This window comes from Amycolatopsis sp. VS8301801F10 (assembly GCF_046195355.1).
Classification (GTDB): domain Bacteria; phylum Actinomycetota; class Actinomycetes; order Mycobacteriales; family Pseudonocardiaceae; genus Amycolatopsis.
This window is the reverse complement of the sequence record NZ_CP176065.1, coordinates 5,367,534-5,386,196: the sequence shown is the minus strand read 5'-3', so window position 1 is coordinate 5,386,196 and position 18,663 is coordinate 5,367,534. Positions and strand designations below refer to the sequence as shown.

The following is an 18,663-nucleotide window of genomic DNA, read 5'->3' as shown; positions in this document are numbered from 1 at the left end:
GTGGCTGAATCCTGGCCGGCCGCCCAGCTCGTCGCGGCGGCGCGGGACGGGGACGAGGCGTCGATCGCCGTGCTCGTCTCCGGCGCCTACCCGCACGTCCGGCGGTTCGCGTTCTCGTTGTGCGCGAGCAGCCAGGACGCCGAGGACGCGGCGCAGGAGGCGATGCTCGTCCTGTTCCGCAAGATCGGCACGCTGCGGGCGACGGCCGCGCTCGCGTCGTGGATGTTCCGGATCGTGCGCAACGAATGCCTGCGCCGGGCCCGGTCGTGGGCGCGGCGCGACGAGCCGATCCCGGAAACCGCGGGCCCGTCCGCCGAGGAGGACGTGCTGGGCAGGCTGGAGGTCGAACGCCTGTCCGCCGCCGTCGCTTCGCTGCCCGCCGACCAGCGCGGCGTGCTGATCCTGCGCGACATCCAGGGCCTGCCGGGAAAGACCGTCGCCAAGGCGCTCGGCCTGAGCACCGCGGCGATGAAGTCGCGGCTGCACCGCGCCCGCGCCGCCGTGCGCGCCCGCCTGGATCTTCCGGAGGAGGACCGATGAGCGGCCGGCCGTCGTTCGCCAGCAGGTCCCTGCCGGTCCACCTCGCCCGTGGCGTCGCCGGCTTCGGCCTGATCGCCGCGTCGGTCGCGCTGGCCCCGGTCGTCGGGTGGGCGAGCCTGCTGGCCCTGCCGGCGGGCGTGCTGGCGCTGCGCGGATGCCCGACGTGCTGGGCGATCGGGCTGGTGCAGACGCTGTCGCGGGGCCGGCTGGAGCGGACCTGCGCGGACGGGCGGTGCCGGGTGTCGCGCGGAGGCTCCTGACACGCCGACGGCCTGCCGGCGAAGATCGTCGGCAGGCCGTCGGGCGGTGCTGGTGGGCGATACTGGGATCGAACCAGTGACCTCTTCGGTGTGAACGAAGCGCTCTCCCGCTGAGCTAATCGCCCGCTCGCGGTGCGGAACCAGCCTACCCCACGACTTTCGGGGGCCTGCAAACGGGTGGTTTGATCCGGTTACCGCGCGTCTGCCAGCGAATACGGTCCGAACAACCCCGAGCTAACCAAGGTCCTTCGCGGGCGGGGGCGCGTGCGCCCGTCCGCGACATCCGTGCGACGGTGCTATCGCACAGCGGCCGAACCGCGCAAGATGTACTGGCGGCTCCCCACCGGGCGCCCGCTGAAGGCTGCGCGGCACGGACGGCGACGGACCGGACGGACCCCGGGGCAGACGGTCTCGAACGGGTGATCTCGAGCGCACTCGCGACGGATCCGGGCCCCTGGTGCGTCTCACCGTCGTCCTCGGTCGTCCGGGCCGGGAAGGGAGACGAAGGGTAGGACGATGCGCAACGATCACGTGACGCTCCGCTCGACGGCGGTCTTCGACCTGCTGGCGCCGCGGACCCCGGCGGTTCCGGTGAAGGTGGAGCTGCGCTACGACACCCGCGACCCCTATGCCGTCGTCGCCGCCTTCCGCACCGGGCGGGCCGGCTGGGTCGAATGGGTCTACGCGCGCGACCTGCTCGCCGACGGCCTGCTCGCCGACGCCGGCGACGGGGACGTCCGCATCCGGCCCTCGGTGGAGGACCCGGAGTCGGTCCTGATCGAGCTGAACTCGCCGTCCGGGCACGCCATGTTCGAGGCGTCCGCGCAGGAGCTGGCCGATTTCCTGGACCGCACGTACGACGTCGTGCTGCCGGGCAACGAACACCTGTGGGTCGACGTCGACGACGCGCTCACCCACCTGATCCCGAACGATCTTGCCTGATCACCGGCCCGGAAGCGGGCCAACAACCCCCCGGTGCCGGGACGGTCGCCGGGGTCCGATATGGTTTCTTCACACCACGGCGACGGGGTGCGAGCTTCCGGCCCGCGTTCCCGAAGCCACGGTAGTGCGGACGTAGCGCAGCTGGTAGCGCATCACCTTGCCAAGGTGAGGGTCGCGGGTTCGAATCCCGTCGTCCGCTCGGAGGGCTCAAGCCCCATGCGGTGGAGTGGCCGAGAGGCGAGGCAACGGCCTGCAAAGCCGTGTACACGGGTTCGAATCCCGTCTCCACCTCGCGCGATTAGCTCAGCGGGAGAGCGCTTCCCTGACACGGAAGAGGTCACTGGTTCAATCCCAGTATCGCGCACCATCGCGTTCCGGAAGCCCTGCTTCTCTTCGGAGAGGCGGGGCTTTCTTCGTCGGGGGTGTTGTCCTTCTTCGGACAGAGCAGGTCAAACCGGCAGCACCGGCCTCGGGCTGCGCTGCGGCTACCCCACTGTCCGCTTGAACAACGACGAGGCTGCGTTTGCGCTCCCCAAGCTGCAGCGAAGGCTTGCCATCGGCTCGGCGACTTTCGCCGCGAGCCGCGGGCCGTAGGCGGGCTGTCGCTCGAGGCCGCGTACCGGCAGGCTCCGAACCGAGGACATGGGCGACGACTGCCTCCCGGTTTCGTCGGACAGGCGCGCGCACCAGGGCATCGAGACTGGCGGAGGTGCTGGCCGCGCCGAGGTCAGCCCACCGGCCTGCGCGGGCGGCGGCTACCGGATCCCATCCGCCGGCGAGCAGGTTGGCGACAGCATCCCCTGCTTCGTCTCGAGCCAACTCGACGAGCTGCGGAACCTCCGCAGGTACCTGATGAGCTCCCCGCTGCCTGCACTTCCGGCAAGGATTCGAGCAGTTCGGCATCGGAGAGTTCGTCCGAGGCGAGCAACGCGCACTGAATACGGGGTCTTCCCTCGGCGGGCAGCTCCGGCAAGGCGGCCAAGCGGGCCCACAAACCGCGCGGCTCAGCCGGTGACCAGTCTCGGCTCGCGCCGGACTCGCAGAGGGCACGGCCCTCGGCGCGGGAGACCGACGGCAAGCCGTGCCGCGGGAAGGTCGTCCACGACGAAGAGGTCCTGGCTCCATTCGCCGGGCCAGGCCGCGACCAGCAGCTCCTGCCCCGTGGCGGCGCCCAGCATCGCCCGTTTTCCCGCCTCCGCCTTGGCGACCAGGCGACCAGGCCGTCCGCGCCTGCCCGCAGCAACGTCGCCGTCCTGGCCAGCCAGGGCAGGGACTCCGCCGAACTCGTGTGCCGCAGCCGCGCGTCGGAAACGAGCTTCCCCCCACCCGCCCCAGCATCAGTTGGGCATGGGGAACAGCGTCGAGCCCAGCGGCCGGTGCTCGGCGAAGCCCGGGAGGATCAGGAAGGTTCCGCTCGCGGTCGTGGTGGTGAACGGCAGCAGCGCGTCCGAGGTTTCCATGCTCGCCAGGGTCGCGGTGAACGTGTGCAGGTCGTTCTGGAAGCTCACGAAGAGCAGACCGGGCGCCGGCGCGTCCATGCTGTAGCTGCGGCGCAGCATCAGCCCCGTTCCGACGACGTTCGCGTGTGCGCGGCGGATGTGTGCGTCGGCAGGGACCAGGTAGCGGCCGTCCGGGGTTTTCGCGCCCAGGTCCGGGCCGTCGGCGATCACGCCGCCGGACAAGGGGATCCCGGTGTCTCTTCGGCGGCCGAAGACGGCTTCCTGCGCCGCTGCGGGCAAGGCGGCGAACCGCGTCACGTCCAGTGTCATGCGCCGGACGACGGCGATCGTGCCGCCCGCGACCGGAGGCGGGCCGGCGAGCCACAGGTCGCGCTGCTGCTCGGCGGGCGTGTGCGGGCCGATGATGCCGTCGACGAAGCCCAGGACGTTCCGCGGCGCGGTTTGTCCTTCCGAGACCGGGACGTGCGGTCCGCGTGCGCCGGATTGCCGCCAGCGTTCGCGTATGCCTGGGGTCGCCAGGAGCGCGGCCGCGGCGACGGGCGGGAGGAGCGGGTCGCTGGCGCAGATCTGCAGCAGGAGATCGCCGCCGCGGTCGGATGGGGCGATCGTCTCGTGCGCGGCCGGCGGGAGGTCTTTCGCGCCGGGCAGGTGCGGATCGCGGGTCTGGACCAGTCTCGGGCCGACGCCGACCGTCACGGTCAAGTCGCCTGGGGGCAAGCCGAGCAGCCGGTTGTCCGTGCCTGCGGTCAGGGTCAGGATCTGGCGGCCTAATTCGGCGAGAAGAGGGCCTGGCGCAACGGAAATGTCCGCGGACACGATCAGCAGATGCGGTTGTGGTTGCCGCGGGGTGGTGATGCCGGCTTGCTGGGGGCCGGCGGCCGGGATCGGGCCGGGTCCGGAGTCGGGCGGCGCGGCCGCGTGGCACCCGGCGGCGAGCCCGGCGGTCACGGCCGCCCCGAGGAAAGCGCGGCGGGACGGGCGGCGCTCAGCGGGATTCACGACGGGCAGCGTGGCAGATTCCGGCGCGCCAGGCGAATTCGGCTCGGCGGAACCCGCGGGCGGACAGCCCGGCGACCCGGGCGGTCCGCAGCCAGCGCTCCCCAACCAAGCGCACGGCCGCCGCCGGGCAACAATCACCCCAACGGAATCCGCCGCTCGTGCCAGACTGGCCGCATGCGTTTTCCCGCCATGGTGGCGATTCTGGGGCTGTCCGCGGCGCTGGTCAGCGGGTGCGGTTCTTCCTCCGCCGAAGGGCATCGGCCGGACGGGACGGGCGTGACCATCCGCGTTCCGGCCGACGCGCCGACCCTTTCCGCCGCCGTTTCCCTCGCCCAGGCGGGAGATCTCGTGCTCGTCGCGCCGGGCGAGTACCACGAAACGGTGAAGCTCACGACGCCGCGGGTCACGCTGCGCGGCGAGGTGCGGGAACGGGTGGTCGTCGACGGGCAGCTGAAGCGGGACAACGGCGTCGTCGTGTCCGCGCCGGGGGTCGCGGTGGAGAACCTGACCGTCCGGAACCACACGCAGAACGGCGTGCTCGTGACCGGTTCGGCGAAGGCCGCGTCGGGGCTGCCGGGGCGCGGAGGCGGTTACGACACCGGCGACGAGCCGGTCGGCTTCCTCAGTTCGTTCCTGGTCTCGCACGTCACCGCCACACGCAATGGCCTGTACGGGATCTACGCTTTTTCCGCGCAGAACGGCGTGATCGAGCAGTCCTACACCTCCGGCGGCGCGGATTCCGGAATCTATGTGGGCCAATGCAAACCGTGCCGGACGGTGGTGCGGGACAACGTCGCGGAGCTCAACGCGGTCGGGTACGAGGGCACGAACGCCAGCGGCGAGATGTACGTCGTCGGCAACCGGGTCGGGGCCACCGCCAACTCCGACCATCAGGAGAAGCTGCTGCCGCAGCGCGATTCCGTGGTCGCGGGCAACCTGGTCGCGGCCAACGGGCAGGCGGCGACCCCGGAGCAGGCCGACGGCGGCTGGGGCATCGGGATCGGCATCGACGGCGGCAGCGGAAACCTGGTGCTGCGCAACCGGATCGCCGGGAACCCGAACGCCGGGCTCGTCCTCACCGCGACCCAGGACGTGCCGCCGAAGGACAACCAGATCGTCGGCGACGTCTTCGCGGTGAACGGCATCGACGTCGGCTGGACCTTCCCCGGCGCGACGAAAGGCAGCGGAAACTGCCTTGATTCCGCGGCAGTGCACACGATTCCGGAGGGGTTGGCGGCGAACGCCGCTTGTCCGGCGGGAACCTCGGAGTCGCCTTCGGGCGGATGGACGAGGGCGAGACCGCCTGCGGGAATTCCGTTCACCGAGGTCGCGGCGCCGCCGGTGCAGCCGCAGTTTCCGGACGCGCGCACGGCGGGGCCCACGGTCGTCCCGGCCGTGCCGGAGTTCCCGGACGTCGAGAAAATCCCGGTGCCCGCGGCGTCGTTGCTGGCAGACCGGGCCTCGGTGGCCGCGGGCTGAGGACTGCGAGCAGAATTCCCGCGCGTTCCGGGGGGAAAATCAGCGAACCGGCGGAACCGCGATGAATTCGTGAGTGTCGAAGGAAATGACGACCGGATCCGTTTCTCCCGGGATCGCGGCCTGCACCCGGTACATGACGCCTTCCGCGTCGAGCCAGTACCGGACTTTTTCCGCGCTGCCGGGGCGGTCCCGCGAATCCGGGCCGGTGAAGACGTCGACCGCGTGCCCGTTCACCTGATCGGCCGCTACCCATTCGGCGCCGTTCTGCGGCAGCAATTGCGCGTTGTCCGGCCGGTCGCTGCCGAGGCCGAGAAGAATGGCCAGCGCCCGGTCCAGCGCGCCCGCGGCCGGATTCAGCGGGCGGCCGAACCAGCCGTCCGCCGGCGGATTCGCCGGAGGGAAATCCGGGACGGCGGTCAGCGGGCGCAGTTCGATCCGGCCGGCGGTCCACCGGATCAGACCATTGCCGGAGTCGTTGCGCCCCTTGCCTTTCAGCACTCCGTAACCGGCCTTGGCGCGGTAATCGGCCGAACCGGTGATCACGAGTTCACCCGCCGCGCCGGGCACGCTGATCGTCACCGCCCGGCCCTGTTTCCGGTAATTGCCGAATCGCGCGAGCGCGAGCCGGCTCGCCTCGTCGGCGGTGACCGGCCGCGGCCCGGAATCGGCGGAACCCGAGGCGGCATACCAGAATATTCCCGCGCCGAGCGCGACTGCGATTGCCGCGGCGAGGACGGTCCAGCGGCGCGCGATCCTTTTCCCAAGCACAGCGAGTGACCGTAGCAGGGTTGTCGATTCACCCGGTCCGTTTATCCCGGCGCCGTACCCGGGCAGGCCGTTTTCTGATTCACTGTTACAGCTTTGCGGCACGCCGCGCGAATATTCCGCGCAGAGAACGGAGATCCCGCAGTCATGACCCGAGGTGGCAGAAGAACGAGCGGCAGATTCAGGCTGGCCCGGACCATGGCCGCCGCCCTGGTGCTGGGCGGCAGCGCGCTCACGGTGACGAGCGGCACCGCCGGGGCCGCCGAGGACGGCACTCTGACCGTTCAGGTGCTCCGCGATTTCTTCGGCACCGGCATCGTCAACGCCGCCATGGACACCCCGCAGCCGGGGATGTCCGTGCTGGTCACCGACTCCGCGGGGCACCAGGTGCGCGGGCGCACGGACGCGGCGGGCAAGGTCGTGGTCGCCCCGGCCGCCCCGCTCGCCGGCGGGCGGTACCGCGTCGACGTCTCCGTTCCGGATCCGTACCGCGCGTATTTGCGGGCCGCCCCGGCGTCGACGGAGAAAAACCACTTCGACAGTTTCACGACGTTCGTGGACCTGCGGGAGGGCAAAGACGTTGCGGTGGTCACCGGCGTCTGGAACCCGGCCGACCACACGCCGCCCGACGCCCGCTATTACGTGCCGGTGCAGAGCCCGGCGGTGAACAGCGACGGCAGCGCGCCCGATCCGAACAGCCGCGCGCTGGTCGCCTTCGACCGGAAATTCCGCGGCACCTGCCCCGCCGACTCGGAATGCCCGGCCGTGCTGAACACCCAGGCGCAGGTCGGCACCACGTGGGGATTGGCGTACGACAAATACCGCGGCCGCATTTTCCAGTCGGCGTTCGCGAAACGCTTCACCGTTTACGGTCCCGAGGGCGGCGGCGCGATTTACACCACGCCGCTCGACGGCGGCGCGCCCAAGCTGTTCGCGAAGGTGCCGGACACCGCGGTCACCGAGCACGGCGCGGTCGACATGCTCAAGGACCAGCATTTCGTGGACGTGCCGGGCAAGGAAAGCCTCGGCGGGATCGCGCTCACCGAGGACGGCAAGACGCTGTACGCGGTCAATCTGCGCACCCGGAGCCTGGTGAGCTTCGACGCGACCGGGGCCTCCGCGAAACCGGACAAGACCGTGCCCATCCCGGATCCGGACTGCGCCGTGCCCAACGACTGGCGGCCGTTCGCGGTCGCGGCGCACGACGCGAAACTGTACGTCGGCGGCGTCTGCTCGGCGGAGAGCACGAAGCGGCGCGAGGACCTGAAAGCCGTGGTCTACACCTACGACGGCACGAAATTCACGCCCGTTCTCACGCACGGCCTCGACTTTCTCCGCGGTTACGTGATCACTGCGCAGAACCCGACCGAGAACATGAACCACTGGAACCCGTGGGACACCTCGTTCGCTTCGTGGGACAAGTTCATCACGACGGGCGCGGGGATCGACCCGCAACCGGAACTGGCGAGCCTCGCGTTCACCCGCGACGGCTCGATGATCCTCGGCTTCCGCGACCGGTTCATGGACGTCTTCGGCTCCGGCAAGGACCCGCGGCCCACCGACGACACGGTCCGCACCGGCATGTCCGGCGGCGACATCGCCATGGCCTGCGCCGCACCCGGCGGCGGGTACGACTGGGAGGGCACTGGCGCCTGCCCGAACCACGGCAGGCCCGAGACGAACGGCAACCAGACGCCCGGCGTCGTCGAGTACTTCCCCGGCGACTTCTACGATCCGAGCCGCTCCGGCAACGGCGTGCACCAGGAGTCCTCGCAGGGTTCGGTCGCCTACATTCCGCAGCAGCAGTGGGTGATCAGCACCCAGATGGACCCGGCGCAGCACGTCAGCTCCGACGGCGTCGGCTACTACGACGTCGACACCGGCATCGGGCCGGGGCAGGAGAATCCGAAGCACGGGTACGCGTTCGTGGGCCCGGCGAACAGCTTCGGCAAGGCGGGCGGGCTCGGCGACATCGCCTACCAGGCGGCGAACGCGCCCATCCAGATCGGCAACCTCGTCTGGTTCGACGGCGACCGCAACGGGATCCAGGACCCGAACCGCACCGACGAGGTCCCGCTCGCCAAGGCGACGGTCACCCTGCTCGACGCGGACGGCAAGAAGGTCGCCACCACCCGGACCGACAAGGCGGGCGAGTACTACTTCGGCGGCGTCGGCGCGGAATACCAGCTGAAGCCGGGCGAGAAGTACACCGTGCAGTTCGACGTCTGCACCGCGGCGACGGACAACGTGCCCGGGACGCCGCCCGCGACCGATCTGCGGTTCACGCTCCCGACCGCCGGACCGGACCGGGCGCACGATTCGAACGTCGTGCCGCCCAAGACCGGACGGCTCTGCAACGGCTACGCGCCGGTGACCGCTCCGGCCGAAGCGGGCGGCGTCGACCACACCATCGACGCCGGGGTCTACCTCCCGCCGCCGCCTGGGCCGCCCTCGTCGTCCACGCCCCCGGCGAGCAGCCCGAACCCTCCCCCGGCCGCCCACCCGCCCGCGGCGGGCTCGACGGACACGGATTCGCTGGCCTCGACCGGGATTCCGCTGCTGCCGGTGCTGCTGATCCTCGGCGGCGCGCTCGTCGCCGGAGGCACGGCGTTCCTGGCGGCGAGCCGGAGACGGCGGTTCCGGCGGCAGTGACCGCCGCGGTGACCGAGGCCCGCCCGGCCTCGGTCACCGTTGTCGCGTCAGCCATTCCGCGAGGACGCCGGGTCGAGGTGCCGCGGTCGCCGGTGACTGTCCGGAGTGGACGGACCGGTGCTCGGACAGCAACGGGAAGGTTCCGCGCGCGCAGCGCACCTGACCCGCGTCAGCCCAGGACCCGTTGGTTCAGTCACCGGCTCGCCGAGGGCGGTCACCGGACCGTGCTCGCCGATCTGCGCAGCCCACGCCGTGCTGGACCGCGGCCCGCAACTCCGGCGAGAATCGCGTCTCGACTTCGCGGAACCGTCCGGCGTGCGGAAAGCGCGCCGATGCCCTCGCCCGGCCGGAGCCGGACGGGGGTTTCGCGCGGAAAACGGGTCAGGACAGCGCGCGCAGCCGCGGCAGCACGTCCTCGGCGAACTGGCCCAGATAGCGCTCCTGGTCGTGGCCGGGGCCGTGGAAGACCAGGTGGTTCAGGCCCGCGTCGAGGTACGGCTTGATCTGCGCGACCGCCTCGTCCGGGTCGGACGCGACGATCCACCGCTTCGCGACCTGCTCGATCGGCAGCTCGTCGGCCAGCCGCTCCATCTCCTCCGCCGAGGAAACCGTGTGCTTCTGCTCCGCGCTCAGCGACAGCGGCGCCCAGAACCGCGTGTTGGCCAGCGCCTTCTCCGGGTCGCGGTCGTAGGACATCTTGATTTCGATCATCCGGTCCACGTTCGTCGCGTCGCGCTCGGCGGCGGCCGCGCCCTCGGCCATCGCGGGCATCAGCTTCTCCGTGTAGAGCTCCATGCCCTTGCCGGAGGTGCAGATCATGCCGTCGCCCGCGCGGCCCGCGTACTTCGCCACGACCGGACCGCCGGCGGCGATGTACACCGGCACCGGACGCTCCGGCCGGTCGTAGATCTTCGCGTTGACCAGCTGGTAGTAGTCGCCCTCGAAGTCGACGTTGTCCTTGCTCCACAGCTCGCGCATCAGCCGCACCGACTCGCGCAGCCGGGCGAACCGCTCCTTGAACTCCGGCCATTCCCGGCCGGACACCGCGATCTCGTTCAGCGCCTCGCCGGTGCCCGCGCCGAGGATCACGCGGTCGCCCGACAGCAGCGCCATCGTCGCGAACGCCTGCGCGATCACCGCCGGGTTGTACCGGAACGTCGGCGTCAGCACGCTGGTCCCGATCAGCACCCGGCTGGTCCGCTCCGCGACCGCGGGCATCCACGCCAGCGCCCACGGCGCGTGGCCGCCCTCGTGGCGCCACGGCAGGAAATGGTCCGACACCCACACCGAGTCCAGCCCCAGCTCCTCGGCCCGCACCGCGAACTCCACCAGCTCGCGAGGCCCGAACTGCTCCGCCGACGCCTTGTACCCGACCTTCAGCTCCACGATCGCCCTTCCCCGTCCGCATGAACCACGCAGGTTTCCGTGGCACTGTCAACCGTACCCGGACGAGCCTCGCGAAGGCGGGTGTGCTGTCGATCACTCGGCGGCCTGGTACACGGCTTTCGCCGGGGAGGGCGTTTGCTTGCCTGGTCAGGAAATCCCGATCCGGCGCGGCGGGGTTGCGGCGTCCAGTTCGGACAAACCGCGGACGGATCCGGGGGTGGAGGTGCGATGCGGGTCGGAGGCCGAACGCACCATGCGGAGCGGGTTCTGGCCGCCGCTCGGGCGCTGGGCCCGCACCGCCGCTTCCTCGCCCCCCGGTCCCCCGGTCCCCCGGGGCGAAGATCGCCGCGGTGCGGGCCCGCGCATGGCCGCGGGCTGGCTCGGCTATTCCGCCGCCGTCAGGTCCGGGAGGTCGTCGAACTCCACGACCTGGCGGACCTCGACCTCGATCTCGTCGAACAGGTCCGCGTACTGGCGCGCGTACTCGACCGCCTGGGCCCGGTCCGCGGCGTTGACCAGGGCGAATCCGCCGATGACCTCCTTGGCCTCGGTGAACGGCCCGTCCGTCGCCACCGGAGCCGCGCCGCGAGGCTTGCGGACGAGCGCGCCCTTCGCCGACGGGTGGACACCCTCGGCGGTGATCAGGATGCCGCGTTCGGTCCAGTCCTGGATGAACGCGCCCATTTTCTCCATGAACTCGGGGCTGGGGTTCCAGGCCTCGGGGGCGTTCTCGTCAAGCCGGTGCATCATCAGGAAACGCATTGACCGCTCCTCGGATCGGGGCTGGTTTCGTCCAGCCGTCACATCCTCGTCGAACGGCCGCGCGCGGAATCGACACCCTTGCCTTAGCACCGTGCGAGGGGGACCTTCGCGGCCGCGCCGCCCACGCCGCGACCCCCGCGGCCAAGGTGACGGCCGCTCCCGCGATCGGATTGTTCATCAGCGCGAGACCAGCGAGAAACGCGGTTCCGGCGAGGAGAAGCAGGGCCATCCTCAGCGTGGCGGCCCAGGCGACGACGAAATCCGCGGCACGGGAAGTCCAGGGATCGCGGGTGTCGGGCTTGCGGTGCCGGCCGCGCTTGCGACGAGCCAGAACCCGATGCGCGGAGGCGACCATCTCCTCCCGGCTGGCGACCCTGCGAGGCGGCCGGGAGAAGGGATCCCAGTCGACTACGACGCGGACTCGGTCGGGGTGCTCCGGGTCGGGGTGGAGGGGTTCTTCGGGGTTGCTCGCCTCGGTGCTCGTTGCCGGGTTGCTCGCGGCCGGGGCGGTTTGCGCCGAGTCGCTTGCGGCTCCGCCGCCGGACCGGGCTGGCTCGGCTGGAGTGCTCGCGGCCGTAGCAACCGCAACACTTCCGACTGCCCCGGTGACTGCGTTGCCGGACCTGACGGGCTCGATTGCCGCGCCCGCAGCCGAGGCCGCTTCCTCTGCGGCACTCCCAACGGCCCCGATCCCGACCGCACTTGGCTCGGCGCGCTTAGCCGCATCGCTCGCAACCGAGTCCGCTTCCGGCGCGGCACACCCGACAGCCCCGATCCCGACCGCGCTTGGCTCGCCGCGCTTAACCGCAACGCTCGCAGCCGAGTCCGCTCCCGGCGCGGCACACCCGACGGCCGCGCTTGGCTCGGCGGCCCCGGTTGGGGTGTTCGCGGCGCTCCCAGCGGGCTCGTTCTCGGGCGGACTTGATGGGCAGGGCTCGATGGGGGTGCTTGCCGCCGGATCTGATTCTGGTGCGGCGTTTCCTACTGCCTCGGCGACCGCATCGCCTGGCCCGACGGGCTCGGCTGCCGTGCTCGATTCCGGTGCGGCACTCCCGACGGCCCCGATCTCGGGTGCACATGGCTGAGGTGGCCCGGCCGCGGTGCTCGCGCCCGAATTCGCTTCCGGTGTGGCACTTCCGGCGACCTCGGTGACTGCGTCACCGGACCCGGCGGACTCGATTGCCGTGCCCGCCTCCGCTGCGGCACTTCCGGCTGCCTCGCCTTCGATCCCGTCGGTTGCCTCGGCCGCGATTCCCGCATCAGCGGCAGTTTCCGCCGCGACACTTCCGGCTGCCTCGCCTCCGAGCCCGTCGGTTGCCTCGGCGGAGGTTCCCGCATGCGCGGCAGTTTCCGCCACGGCACTTCCGGCCGTCGCGCTTAGCTCGGCGGGGTTGACCGCATCGTCCGGGCGGGCCGGAGCGGCTGGGCGAGTCTCGGGTGCGTCGGGCGCGGCTGTTTCCGTTGTGGCCTCGGCGGTTGCGGCCGGGCCGTCCGCAGCGCGCGGCTTGACCGGATCGGCAGGCTGGGCCGGTTTCTCCGTTCCGCGAAGCCGCACCGCTGCCCCGGCAGGGTCCGGTTCGCGGCGGATCGGCTGGGGCTCCCGGACCAGCACCGCGCCCTCCCGCTCGGGCGGCTCGCCAGCCTGGCGCTGCTGCCCGGTTCGACGCGGCTGGTCGGTGAGGCAGGGAACCACCGTCATGAGGTCGTCGTCCCTTTCTCTTCCGGCCGGCGGACCGCTTCCGACGGCTCTCCCGGCCCCGGCCGTCGTGCGGGTGCGGGGCCTCGGATGCGCTCATCCTGGCGAAGACGGTGCGTCACCGGCCAGTTCTACTGGCAGTGTCGCGGCGAACGGTCCCTCAGCGTCGCCCAGCGGTTCGAGTGACGGTTTTCGCTACTCTTCGCTGTCGCTGTTTCGAGCCCGGAAGGCCCTCCGCGCGGAGACTTGTCCAGACCTCTTGACGCGTCCGCGAACTGCGGGGAACCGGCTCTGACACGGGAAGATGCACGTTCATTCGCACGGTCGCCAAGCGGAGAAACTCGGGTTCGCCACCCCAGTCCACACCGCACTCATACACAGAGTGTCACGGCCCGCCAAGTTATTGAGCCGTCAACTGTCACCCACATGAGTGATACAGAGAGTGATCAGCCAAAGAAACCAGGGGGCACCAGGGATGGCCCGAACGGACGCATCCACGCTAGGCAGGACGCACGCACCGCTGCGACCAGGGCAAGTTCGAGTCCTTGCCGTCGCGGCACGCCACCGGCTACGGTCATGAGGCAAGCCTTACCTAAGCGAACCGGGACCCCGCCATGCCAACCCTCCCCCAGCGCCGCACGCCCGAGAGCAGACGGCTGCTCCGGGCGTCCGTGCTGCGAGCCGAACGCACGTCCGCGCATTTCGTGACCCTCACCGTCGGCGGGGAGGGCCTCGAGGACTTCGCGCCGCTCGGGTTCGACCAATGGTGCCGGTTGTTCTTCCCGCGCGAGGGGCAGCGCGGGCTGCGGCTTCCCACCGCTTCGGGCAACCGCTGGCTCGCCCAGCACCTGCTGATGAGCGCCGCCTCCCGGCCGTGGGTGCGGAATTACACGATCCGGGCGGCGCGGCCCGGGGAGGTCGACATCGAGTTCGCGGTGCACGGCGACGGCGGGCCCGCGTCGAGATTCGCGGAGAACGCGCGGCCGGGCGACGAGGTCGGGATTCTCGACGAGGGAATCACGTATCTCCCGCCGGAGGGCGTCACGCAGCTGCTTCTCGCCGACGAAAGCGCGGTCCCGGCGGCGCTGGCGATCCTCGAGACCTCGCCTGGCCTGCGCGGGACGGTCCTGCTGGAAGTCGGGGCGCGAGACGACATCCAGGCGGTCGACGTGCCGCTCGGTGCCGACGTCCAGTGGCTGGTCCGCGAGGACGACCGGCTGCCCGGACGGCTCGCGCTCGACGTCCTCGGCCAGCTCGACCTGTCCGAGCCGCCGGGGTACACGTGGGTCGCCGGGGAGAGCGGGCTGGCCACCGGCGCGCGGCGGTTCCTCACGCGCGAGCGCGGGGTGCCGAAGCAGGCGATCGCGTTCCAGGGGTACTGGAAACACGGTCGCGCCGCGCTGGGGTGAGCCGTCAGAACAGCCGTCCGGCGGTGTCGGCGGGCGGTTCTTCCAGCTGCAGCAGGAACCGTTTCCGGGCGACGCCGCCCGCGTATCCGGTGAGGCCGCCGCTGCTGCCGACCACCCGGTGGCAGGGCACGACGATGCTCAGCGGATTCCAGCCGTTCGCGTTGCCGACCGCCTGTGCCGCGCCGGGTTCGCCCAGTTCGACGGCCAGGTCGCGGTAGGTGCGGGTCTCGCCGTAGGGGATGCGGGTCAGCAACTGCCACACGCGGCGTTCGAACTCGGAGCCTCGCAGGTCGAACTCGAGGTCGAACGTCTGGCGCTGTCCGGCGAAGTACTCGTCGAGCTGCTGGGTCACGGTCGCGAAAGCGTCGTCGGCGCGCGGGCCGAAGTCCGGGAAGCGCGGGGTCCGGCTGTGGCCGTCGAAGTAGACCGCGACCAGCGCGCTGCCGTCGGCGACCAGGGTGAGATCGCCGACCGGCGACGCGGCGACGGTGTGCCGGAAAGCCATCTTCTCCTCCGTGATCGGTGCCACGGAACGGTATCCGGCCGGGCCGAGCGTGAGAGCATCGCCGTCCATGGACGACGGTTTCGCCGACATCCCGACCACGACCCTCGCCGACCTGCTCGGCCGCGGCCAGGTGCTCGACTACGGCGTGCGCCCCTTGTGGGGGCCGGTGCCGCGGATCGCCGGGCCCGCGTACCCGGTGCGCTGCCCGCCGGGCGACAACCTGATGCTGCACGCGGCGATCCACCACGCGCCCGCCGGAGCGGTCGTCGTCGCGGAATCCGGCGACGTCGATTACGCGCTCGCCGGCGGCAACGTCTGCGCGACCGCGCAGAAACGCGGCATCGCGGGCTTCGTCCTGGACGGCGTCATCCGCGACCTGCAGGAGGTCCGCGAAGCGCGGTTCCCGGTCTTCGCGCGCGGCGTCATCCCGATTCCCGGCACGAAGGCCGCGGTGACGCCGCTGGGCGAGCCCGCCCGGTGCGGCGGGGTGACGGTGCACGCCGGGGACATCGTGGTCGCGGACGAGGAAGGCGTGGTCGTGGTGCCCGAAGCCGACGCGGCGCGGGTGCTGGCGGACGCGCGGGCGAAGCTGGCCAAGGAGGAGGCGCAGACGCTCGACGAATGGGCGGAGGCGCACCGGGCGAAGGTGGACGCGGCCCTGGAGGCGGGCGGGTTTCGCGGCTGAGCCGGGCGCGCGAGGCTTGGCCCGCGGCGGGTGCCGCTGAGCGGGTCTTGGCTGCGGGATCGGATGCCGACGGGCTTCGGGATCGGCGGGACTCGTGCTGGGGACCGGCGCAGGCTTGGCTGGATGACGCGTGCTCGCGACGGAATTGACCGGGACGGGCGATCTCGCCCGGGTTGGGCAGACCAAGGCGCGGCGCACTCCCGCCGGGCAGGTCGGCAGGGCCCGGTTCACTCCGGCCCGACAGGTCGGCACGGCAGGTCAGCGGGGCACCGTTCACTCCGGCCAGGCAGATCGGCGCGGCAGGTCGGCAGGGCCCGGTTCACTCCGGCCGGACTGTCCACAAGGGACCCGCCGCCGCCAGCTCGGGGCCGGGTCCGGGTTCGGGCGGGAGGGGGTCGGGGTCGGGCAGCGGACGGTCCGGTCCCGGAGTCACCGGGTCGGGCTCCACCGGGCCGGGAGGGACGGGCTCCGGCGGTGCGGGCGGCGCGGTCGAGCGGGGACGGAACATCGCGGGCTCCTTTCTCTCCCTGACGGGCTACCGCACACCCGCGGCGGCGAAACATCCACCCGCTCGCGCGAGGTCGGCTAGGGTCGGAGACGGAGCCGACGACCGAGAAGAGGCGAGACGATGAGCGCGGACAAGCCCGGCGAGCAGCAGCCGCTCGACGCGGAGATCGTGGAGAGTCCCGGCACGCCGTCCGCCGACCTCCCCGAACCCGACTACAGCGACAACGGCGCGCCGTCGTTCGACTTCGTGCGGGACCGGATCGAGAAGCGGTACCAGACCTCCGTCGGCGCGCAGGAGCTGGCCGGGATCGGCGGGCCGGAGGACCTGCAGTCGCTGGACAAGAAAATCGCCGACCGCAAGGAGGCGGCGAAGGACAAGCTCGCCGAGATCCGCCGGGCGATGGGCAAGGAGTAACACCGTTTTCCGGCCGCGACCAGCTCCCGGCGGCGGAAACCTCGGCGTCGGGAGGCTGAGCGGCACTCCGCGCGGAGACCCGGGAAGGCCGGACGCACGGAGCCGCGCCGGTGAAGGCAGGCTGCGAGATGCGTTCCAGTGGAAAGTGCCCCAGCGAAAAGTGAATGCGCAAGGCTGCGCCGACGCTCCTCCCGCGGCAGCCGAGGGATGGCGACGCTCCTCCGCACCCTCGCGGTTGCCGCGGAATCGCCCAAGCGGCCGCGAGTCGGCAGAGGTCGTGCCAGCGAAAGCTGTTCCGGGCGAACAACGGCCGCCGGACGGCGAAGGGCCCATCGCGCCAACAGCGGCCGAGAGCCAGCAAAACCACATCGAGCTGGGGAAGGCCGCGGTTCGGCGAACCCTCATCGGGCCGGAGAAGGCCGCAAGCCAGCCAAACCCCGTCGGCCCAGCACAGGCGACGAGCCAGAGAAACCCGCGTCGGGCCAGAGAAGCCGCGCGCCAGCAAACCCACGTCGGGCCGGACCAGGCCGCAAGCCAGCGAACCCCGTCGGCCCGAAGCAGGCCGCAAGCCAGCCAACCCTCATCCGCCCGGAGCAGGCCGCAAATCAGCCAACCCCGTCGGCCCAGCAGGCCACGAGCCAGCGAATCCGCGTCGGCCCGGAGCAGGCTGCAAGCCAAACCAACCCCGTCGGCCCAGCAGGCCACGAGCCGGGGAAACCCGCACCGGGCCAGAGAAGCCGCGCGCCAGCAAACCCCGTCAGGCAGAGAAGGCGCGAGCCAGCGAACCCCAACCAGACCTGGAAAAGCCACCCCACCGTAACCCGCGCCGGAAAGCAACCACCGCGAACAGCGCCCACCCGACTGTCCACAATAGACCAGCCCCGCCAATTCCCGTGGCCTCCCCCGCGCCCGCTCTGGTTGAATCGCCCGCATGGCAACCACCGTGCGCGTTTCCGGCCTGGTGCTCACCGAGCACGAGTTCTCCGTTCCCCTCGACCATTCCCGCCCGGACGGGGCGAAGATCACCGTCTTCGCCCGGGAGGTCGCCGATCCGGACGGGCTCGACCGGCCGTTTCTCGTGTACCTGCAAGGGGGTCCCGGGCACGAGGCGCCGCGGCCGTCGCTCGGGGCGCCGGGCTGGCTGCCCCGGGCGTTGCGGGAGTACCGGGTCCTGATGCTCGACCAGCGCGGCACCGGGCGGTCCGCCCCGGTCGGCACGCTGCCGGGCACGCCCGCCGAGCAGGCCGAATACCTCACGCACTTCCGCGCCGACGCGATCGTGCGCGACGCGGAGTTCGTGCGCGAGCAGCTGGGCGTCAGGAAGTGGAGCGTGCTCGGCCAGTCGTTCGGCGGGTTTTGCACGCTCCACTACCTTTCCTCCGCTCCCGACGGGCTGGCCGAGGCCTTCTTCACCGGCGGGCTCCCGCCGGTCGGGCGCCATCCGGACGAGGTTTACACCGCGACGTTCGCGAACCTGCTCGAACGCAACCGCCAGTACTACCTCCGCTATCCCGGCGATCGCGACCGCGTCGAAGCGCTGCTGCCGTTGCTCGACGACGGCGCCGTGGTCCTGCCCGACGGCAGCCCGCTCACCGCGCGGTTGTTCCAGCAGCTCGGGTACCTCCTCGGCGCCGGCGGCGGCGAGGAAGCACTGCACTACCTGCTCGAACGCGACCCGAAGTCCCCCGCGTTCGCGCACGACGTCGCGAACTCGCTGCCGTTCAGCGGGCGCAATCCGCTGTACTCGGTCATCCACGAATCGTCGTACTCCGACGGATTCGCCACGCGCTGGTCCGCCGAACGGGTGCTGCCGGACGAGTTCCGCACGGACCGGACGCTGTTCACCGGCGAGCACGTGTTCCCTTGGCTCTTCGACGATCTCCACAGCCTCCGGCCGATGAAGGAGACCGCCGAACTGCTCGCGCAGCACGAATGGCCGCGGCTGTACGACGCCGATGCACTGCGCGAGTGCACGGTTCCGGCGGCGGCCGCGATCTACGCCAACGACATGTACGTCGAGCGGGTGTTCTCCGAGGAAACCGCGCGGTTGATCCCGACGCTGCGGCCGTGGCTCACCAACGAGTACGAGCACAACGGCCTGCGCGCGTCCGGCGACCACGTGCTCGGGCGGCTGATCGACCTCGTGCGCGGACGCGTCTGACTGACGTGCGGGGAACCCTGCTACCCCCTTGCGTACCAGC

General features: G+C 71.3%; 15 protein-coding genes and 4 tRNA genes. 12 read left to right on the top strand and 7 right to left on the bottom strand.

Features of this window, described 5'->3' with window-relative positions; all coding sequences use genetic code 11:
* A complete protein-coding gene (locus F9C11_RS25430) occupies positions 1-540 on the top strand; it encodes an RNA polymerase sigma factor (RefSeq protein WP_409179861.1) in 540 nt (179 codons plus the stop codon).
* Positions 537-800 (top strand): hypothetical protein, encoded by a 264-nt coding sequence (locus F9C11_RS25425; protein WP_409179860.1) that lies wholly within the window; start codon positions 537-539, stop codon positions 798-800. Before F9C11_RS25430 ends, F9C11_RS25425 begins: the two co-directional genes overlap by 4 nt.
* Before the next feature lie 50 nt (positions 801-850).
* Here F9C11_RS25425 and F9C11_RS25420 read toward each other — a convergent pair.
* Positions 851-925: transfer RNA gene (locus F9C11_RS25420), tRNA-Val, on the bottom strand.
* Positions 926-1,316: 391 nt separating this feature from the next.
* Between F9C11_RS25420 and F9C11_RS25415 the strand changes: the two genes are divergently transcribed.
* The 4 genes from F9C11_RS25415 to F9C11_RS25400 all read left to right on the top strand — a co-directional run bounded on the left by F9C11_RS25415 (position 1,317) and on the right by F9C11_RS25400 (position 2,109).
* The gene (locus F9C11_RS25415) at positions 1,317-1,742 is read left to right on the top strand and encodes an SsgA family sporulation/cell division regulator (RefSeq protein ID WP_005159130.1); all 426 of its coding nucleotides are present in this window, start codon (positions 1,317-1,319) and stop codon (positions 1,740-1,742) included.
* A 126-nt stretch (positions 1,743-1,868) separates the two neighbouring features.
* Positions 1,869-1,941: transfer RNA gene (locus F9C11_RS25410), tRNA-Gly, on the top strand.
* Between the two features lie 21 nt (positions 1,942-1,962).
* A tRNA-Cys gene (locus F9C11_RS25405) sits at positions 1,963-2,033 on the top strand.
* Between the two features lies 1 nt (position 2,034).
* Positions 2,035-2,109, top strand: a tRNA-Val gene (locus F9C11_RS25400).
* A 637-nt stretch (positions 2,110-2,746) separates the two neighbouring features.
* Here F9C11_RS25400 and F9C11_RS25395 read toward each other — a convergent pair.
* A complete protein-coding gene (locus F9C11_RS25395) occupies positions 2,747-2,920 on the bottom strand; it encodes a hypothetical protein (protein WP_409179859.1) in 174 nt (57 codons plus the stop codon).
* A gap of 159 nt (positions 2,921-3,079) precedes the next feature.
* The gene (locus F9C11_RS25390) at positions 3,080-4,201 is read right to left on the bottom strand and encodes a Dyp-type peroxidase (protein ID WP_409179858.1); all 1,122 of its coding nucleotides are present in this window, start codon (positions 4,199-4,201) and stop codon (positions 3,080-3,082) included.
* Positions 4,202-4,375: 174 nt separating this feature from the next.
* Here F9C11_RS25390 and F9C11_RS25385 point away from each other — a divergent pair, with 174 nt between their 5' ends.
* Complete coding sequence (locus F9C11_RS25385) at positions 4,376-5,680, top strand: nitrous oxide reductase family maturation protein NosD (protein WP_409179857.1); 1,305 nt, start codon at positions 4,376-4,378, stop codon at positions 5,678-5,680.
* Positions 5,681-5,719: 39 nt separating this feature from the next.
* On the opposite strand, the gene F9C11_RS25380 is transcribed toward F9C11_RS25385, so the two are convergent.
* A complete protein-coding gene (locus tag F9C11_RS25380; protein ID WP_409179856.1) occupies positions 5,720-6,448 on the bottom strand; it encodes a hypothetical protein in 729 nt (242 codons plus the stop codon).
* Between the two features lie 195 nt (positions 6,449-6,643).
* Between F9C11_RS25380 and F9C11_RS25375 the strand changes: the two genes are divergently transcribed.
* Positions 6,644-9,097: an SdrD B-like domain-containing protein gene (locus F9C11_RS25375; RefSeq protein WP_409179855.1), complete on the top strand. Its 2,454-nt coding sequence runs from the start codon at positions 6,644-6,646 to the stop codon at positions 9,095-9,097.
* A 381-nt stretch (positions 9,098-9,478) separates the two neighbouring features.
* On the opposite strand, the gene fgd is transcribed toward F9C11_RS25375, so the two are convergent.
* Both fgd and F9C11_RS25365 read right to left on the bottom strand, forming a co-directional pair.
* A complete protein-coding gene (gene fgd, locus F9C11_RS25370; RefSeq protein WP_409179854.1) occupies positions 9,479-10,483 on the bottom strand; it encodes a glucose-6-phosphate dehydrogenase (coenzyme-F420) in 1,005 nt (334 codons plus the stop codon).
* Positions 10,484-10,867: 384 nt separating this feature from the next.
* Positions 10,868-11,245: a YciI family protein gene (locus F9C11_RS25365; RefSeq protein ID WP_409179853.1), complete on the bottom strand. Its 378-nt coding sequence runs from the start codon at positions 11,243-11,245 to the stop codon at positions 10,868-10,870.
* Positions 11,246-13,555: 2,310 nt separating this feature from the next.
* On the opposite strand from F9C11_RS25365, the gene F9C11_RS25360 reads away from it, so the two are divergent.
* Entirely contained in the window at positions 13,556-14,350 is a 795-nt protein-coding gene (locus tag F9C11_RS25360; protein WP_409179852.1) for a siderophore-interacting protein, read from the top strand.
* Between the two features lie 4 nt (positions 14,351-14,354).
* Here the strand turns inward: F9C11_RS25360 and F9C11_RS25355 are convergent, their stop codons facing one another.
* Positions 14,355-14,879 (bottom strand): methylated-DNA--[protein]-cysteine S-methyltransferase, encoded by a 525-nt coding sequence (locus F9C11_RS25355; protein ID WP_409179851.1) that lies wholly within the window; start codon positions 14,877-14,879, stop codon positions 14,355-14,357.
* A gap of 43 nt (positions 14,880-14,922) precedes the next feature.
* Between F9C11_RS25355 and F9C11_RS25350 the strand changes: the two genes are divergently transcribed.
* From F9C11_RS25350 to F9C11_RS25340, 3 genes are all read left to right on the top strand, one after another.
* Complete coding sequence (locus F9C11_RS25350; RefSeq protein ID WP_409179850.1) at positions 14,923-15,540, top strand: RraA family protein; 618 nt, start codon at positions 14,923-14,925, stop codon at positions 15,538-15,540.
* A 628-nt stretch (positions 15,541-16,168) separates the two neighbouring features.
* The gene (locus F9C11_RS25345; RefSeq protein ID WP_409179849.1) at positions 16,169-16,462 is read left to right on the top strand and encodes a hypothetical protein; all 294 of its coding nucleotides are present in this window, start codon (positions 16,169-16,171) and stop codon (positions 16,460-16,462) included.
* 931 nt (positions 16,463-17,393) lie between these two features.
* On the top strand, positions 17,394-18,623 hold the full coding sequence (locus F9C11_RS25340) for an alpha/beta fold hydrolase (protein WP_409179848.1): 1,230 nt from the start codon (positions 17,394-17,396) through the stop codon (positions 18,621-18,623).
* The last annotated feature ends 40 nt before the right edge of the window (positions 18,624-18,663 follow it).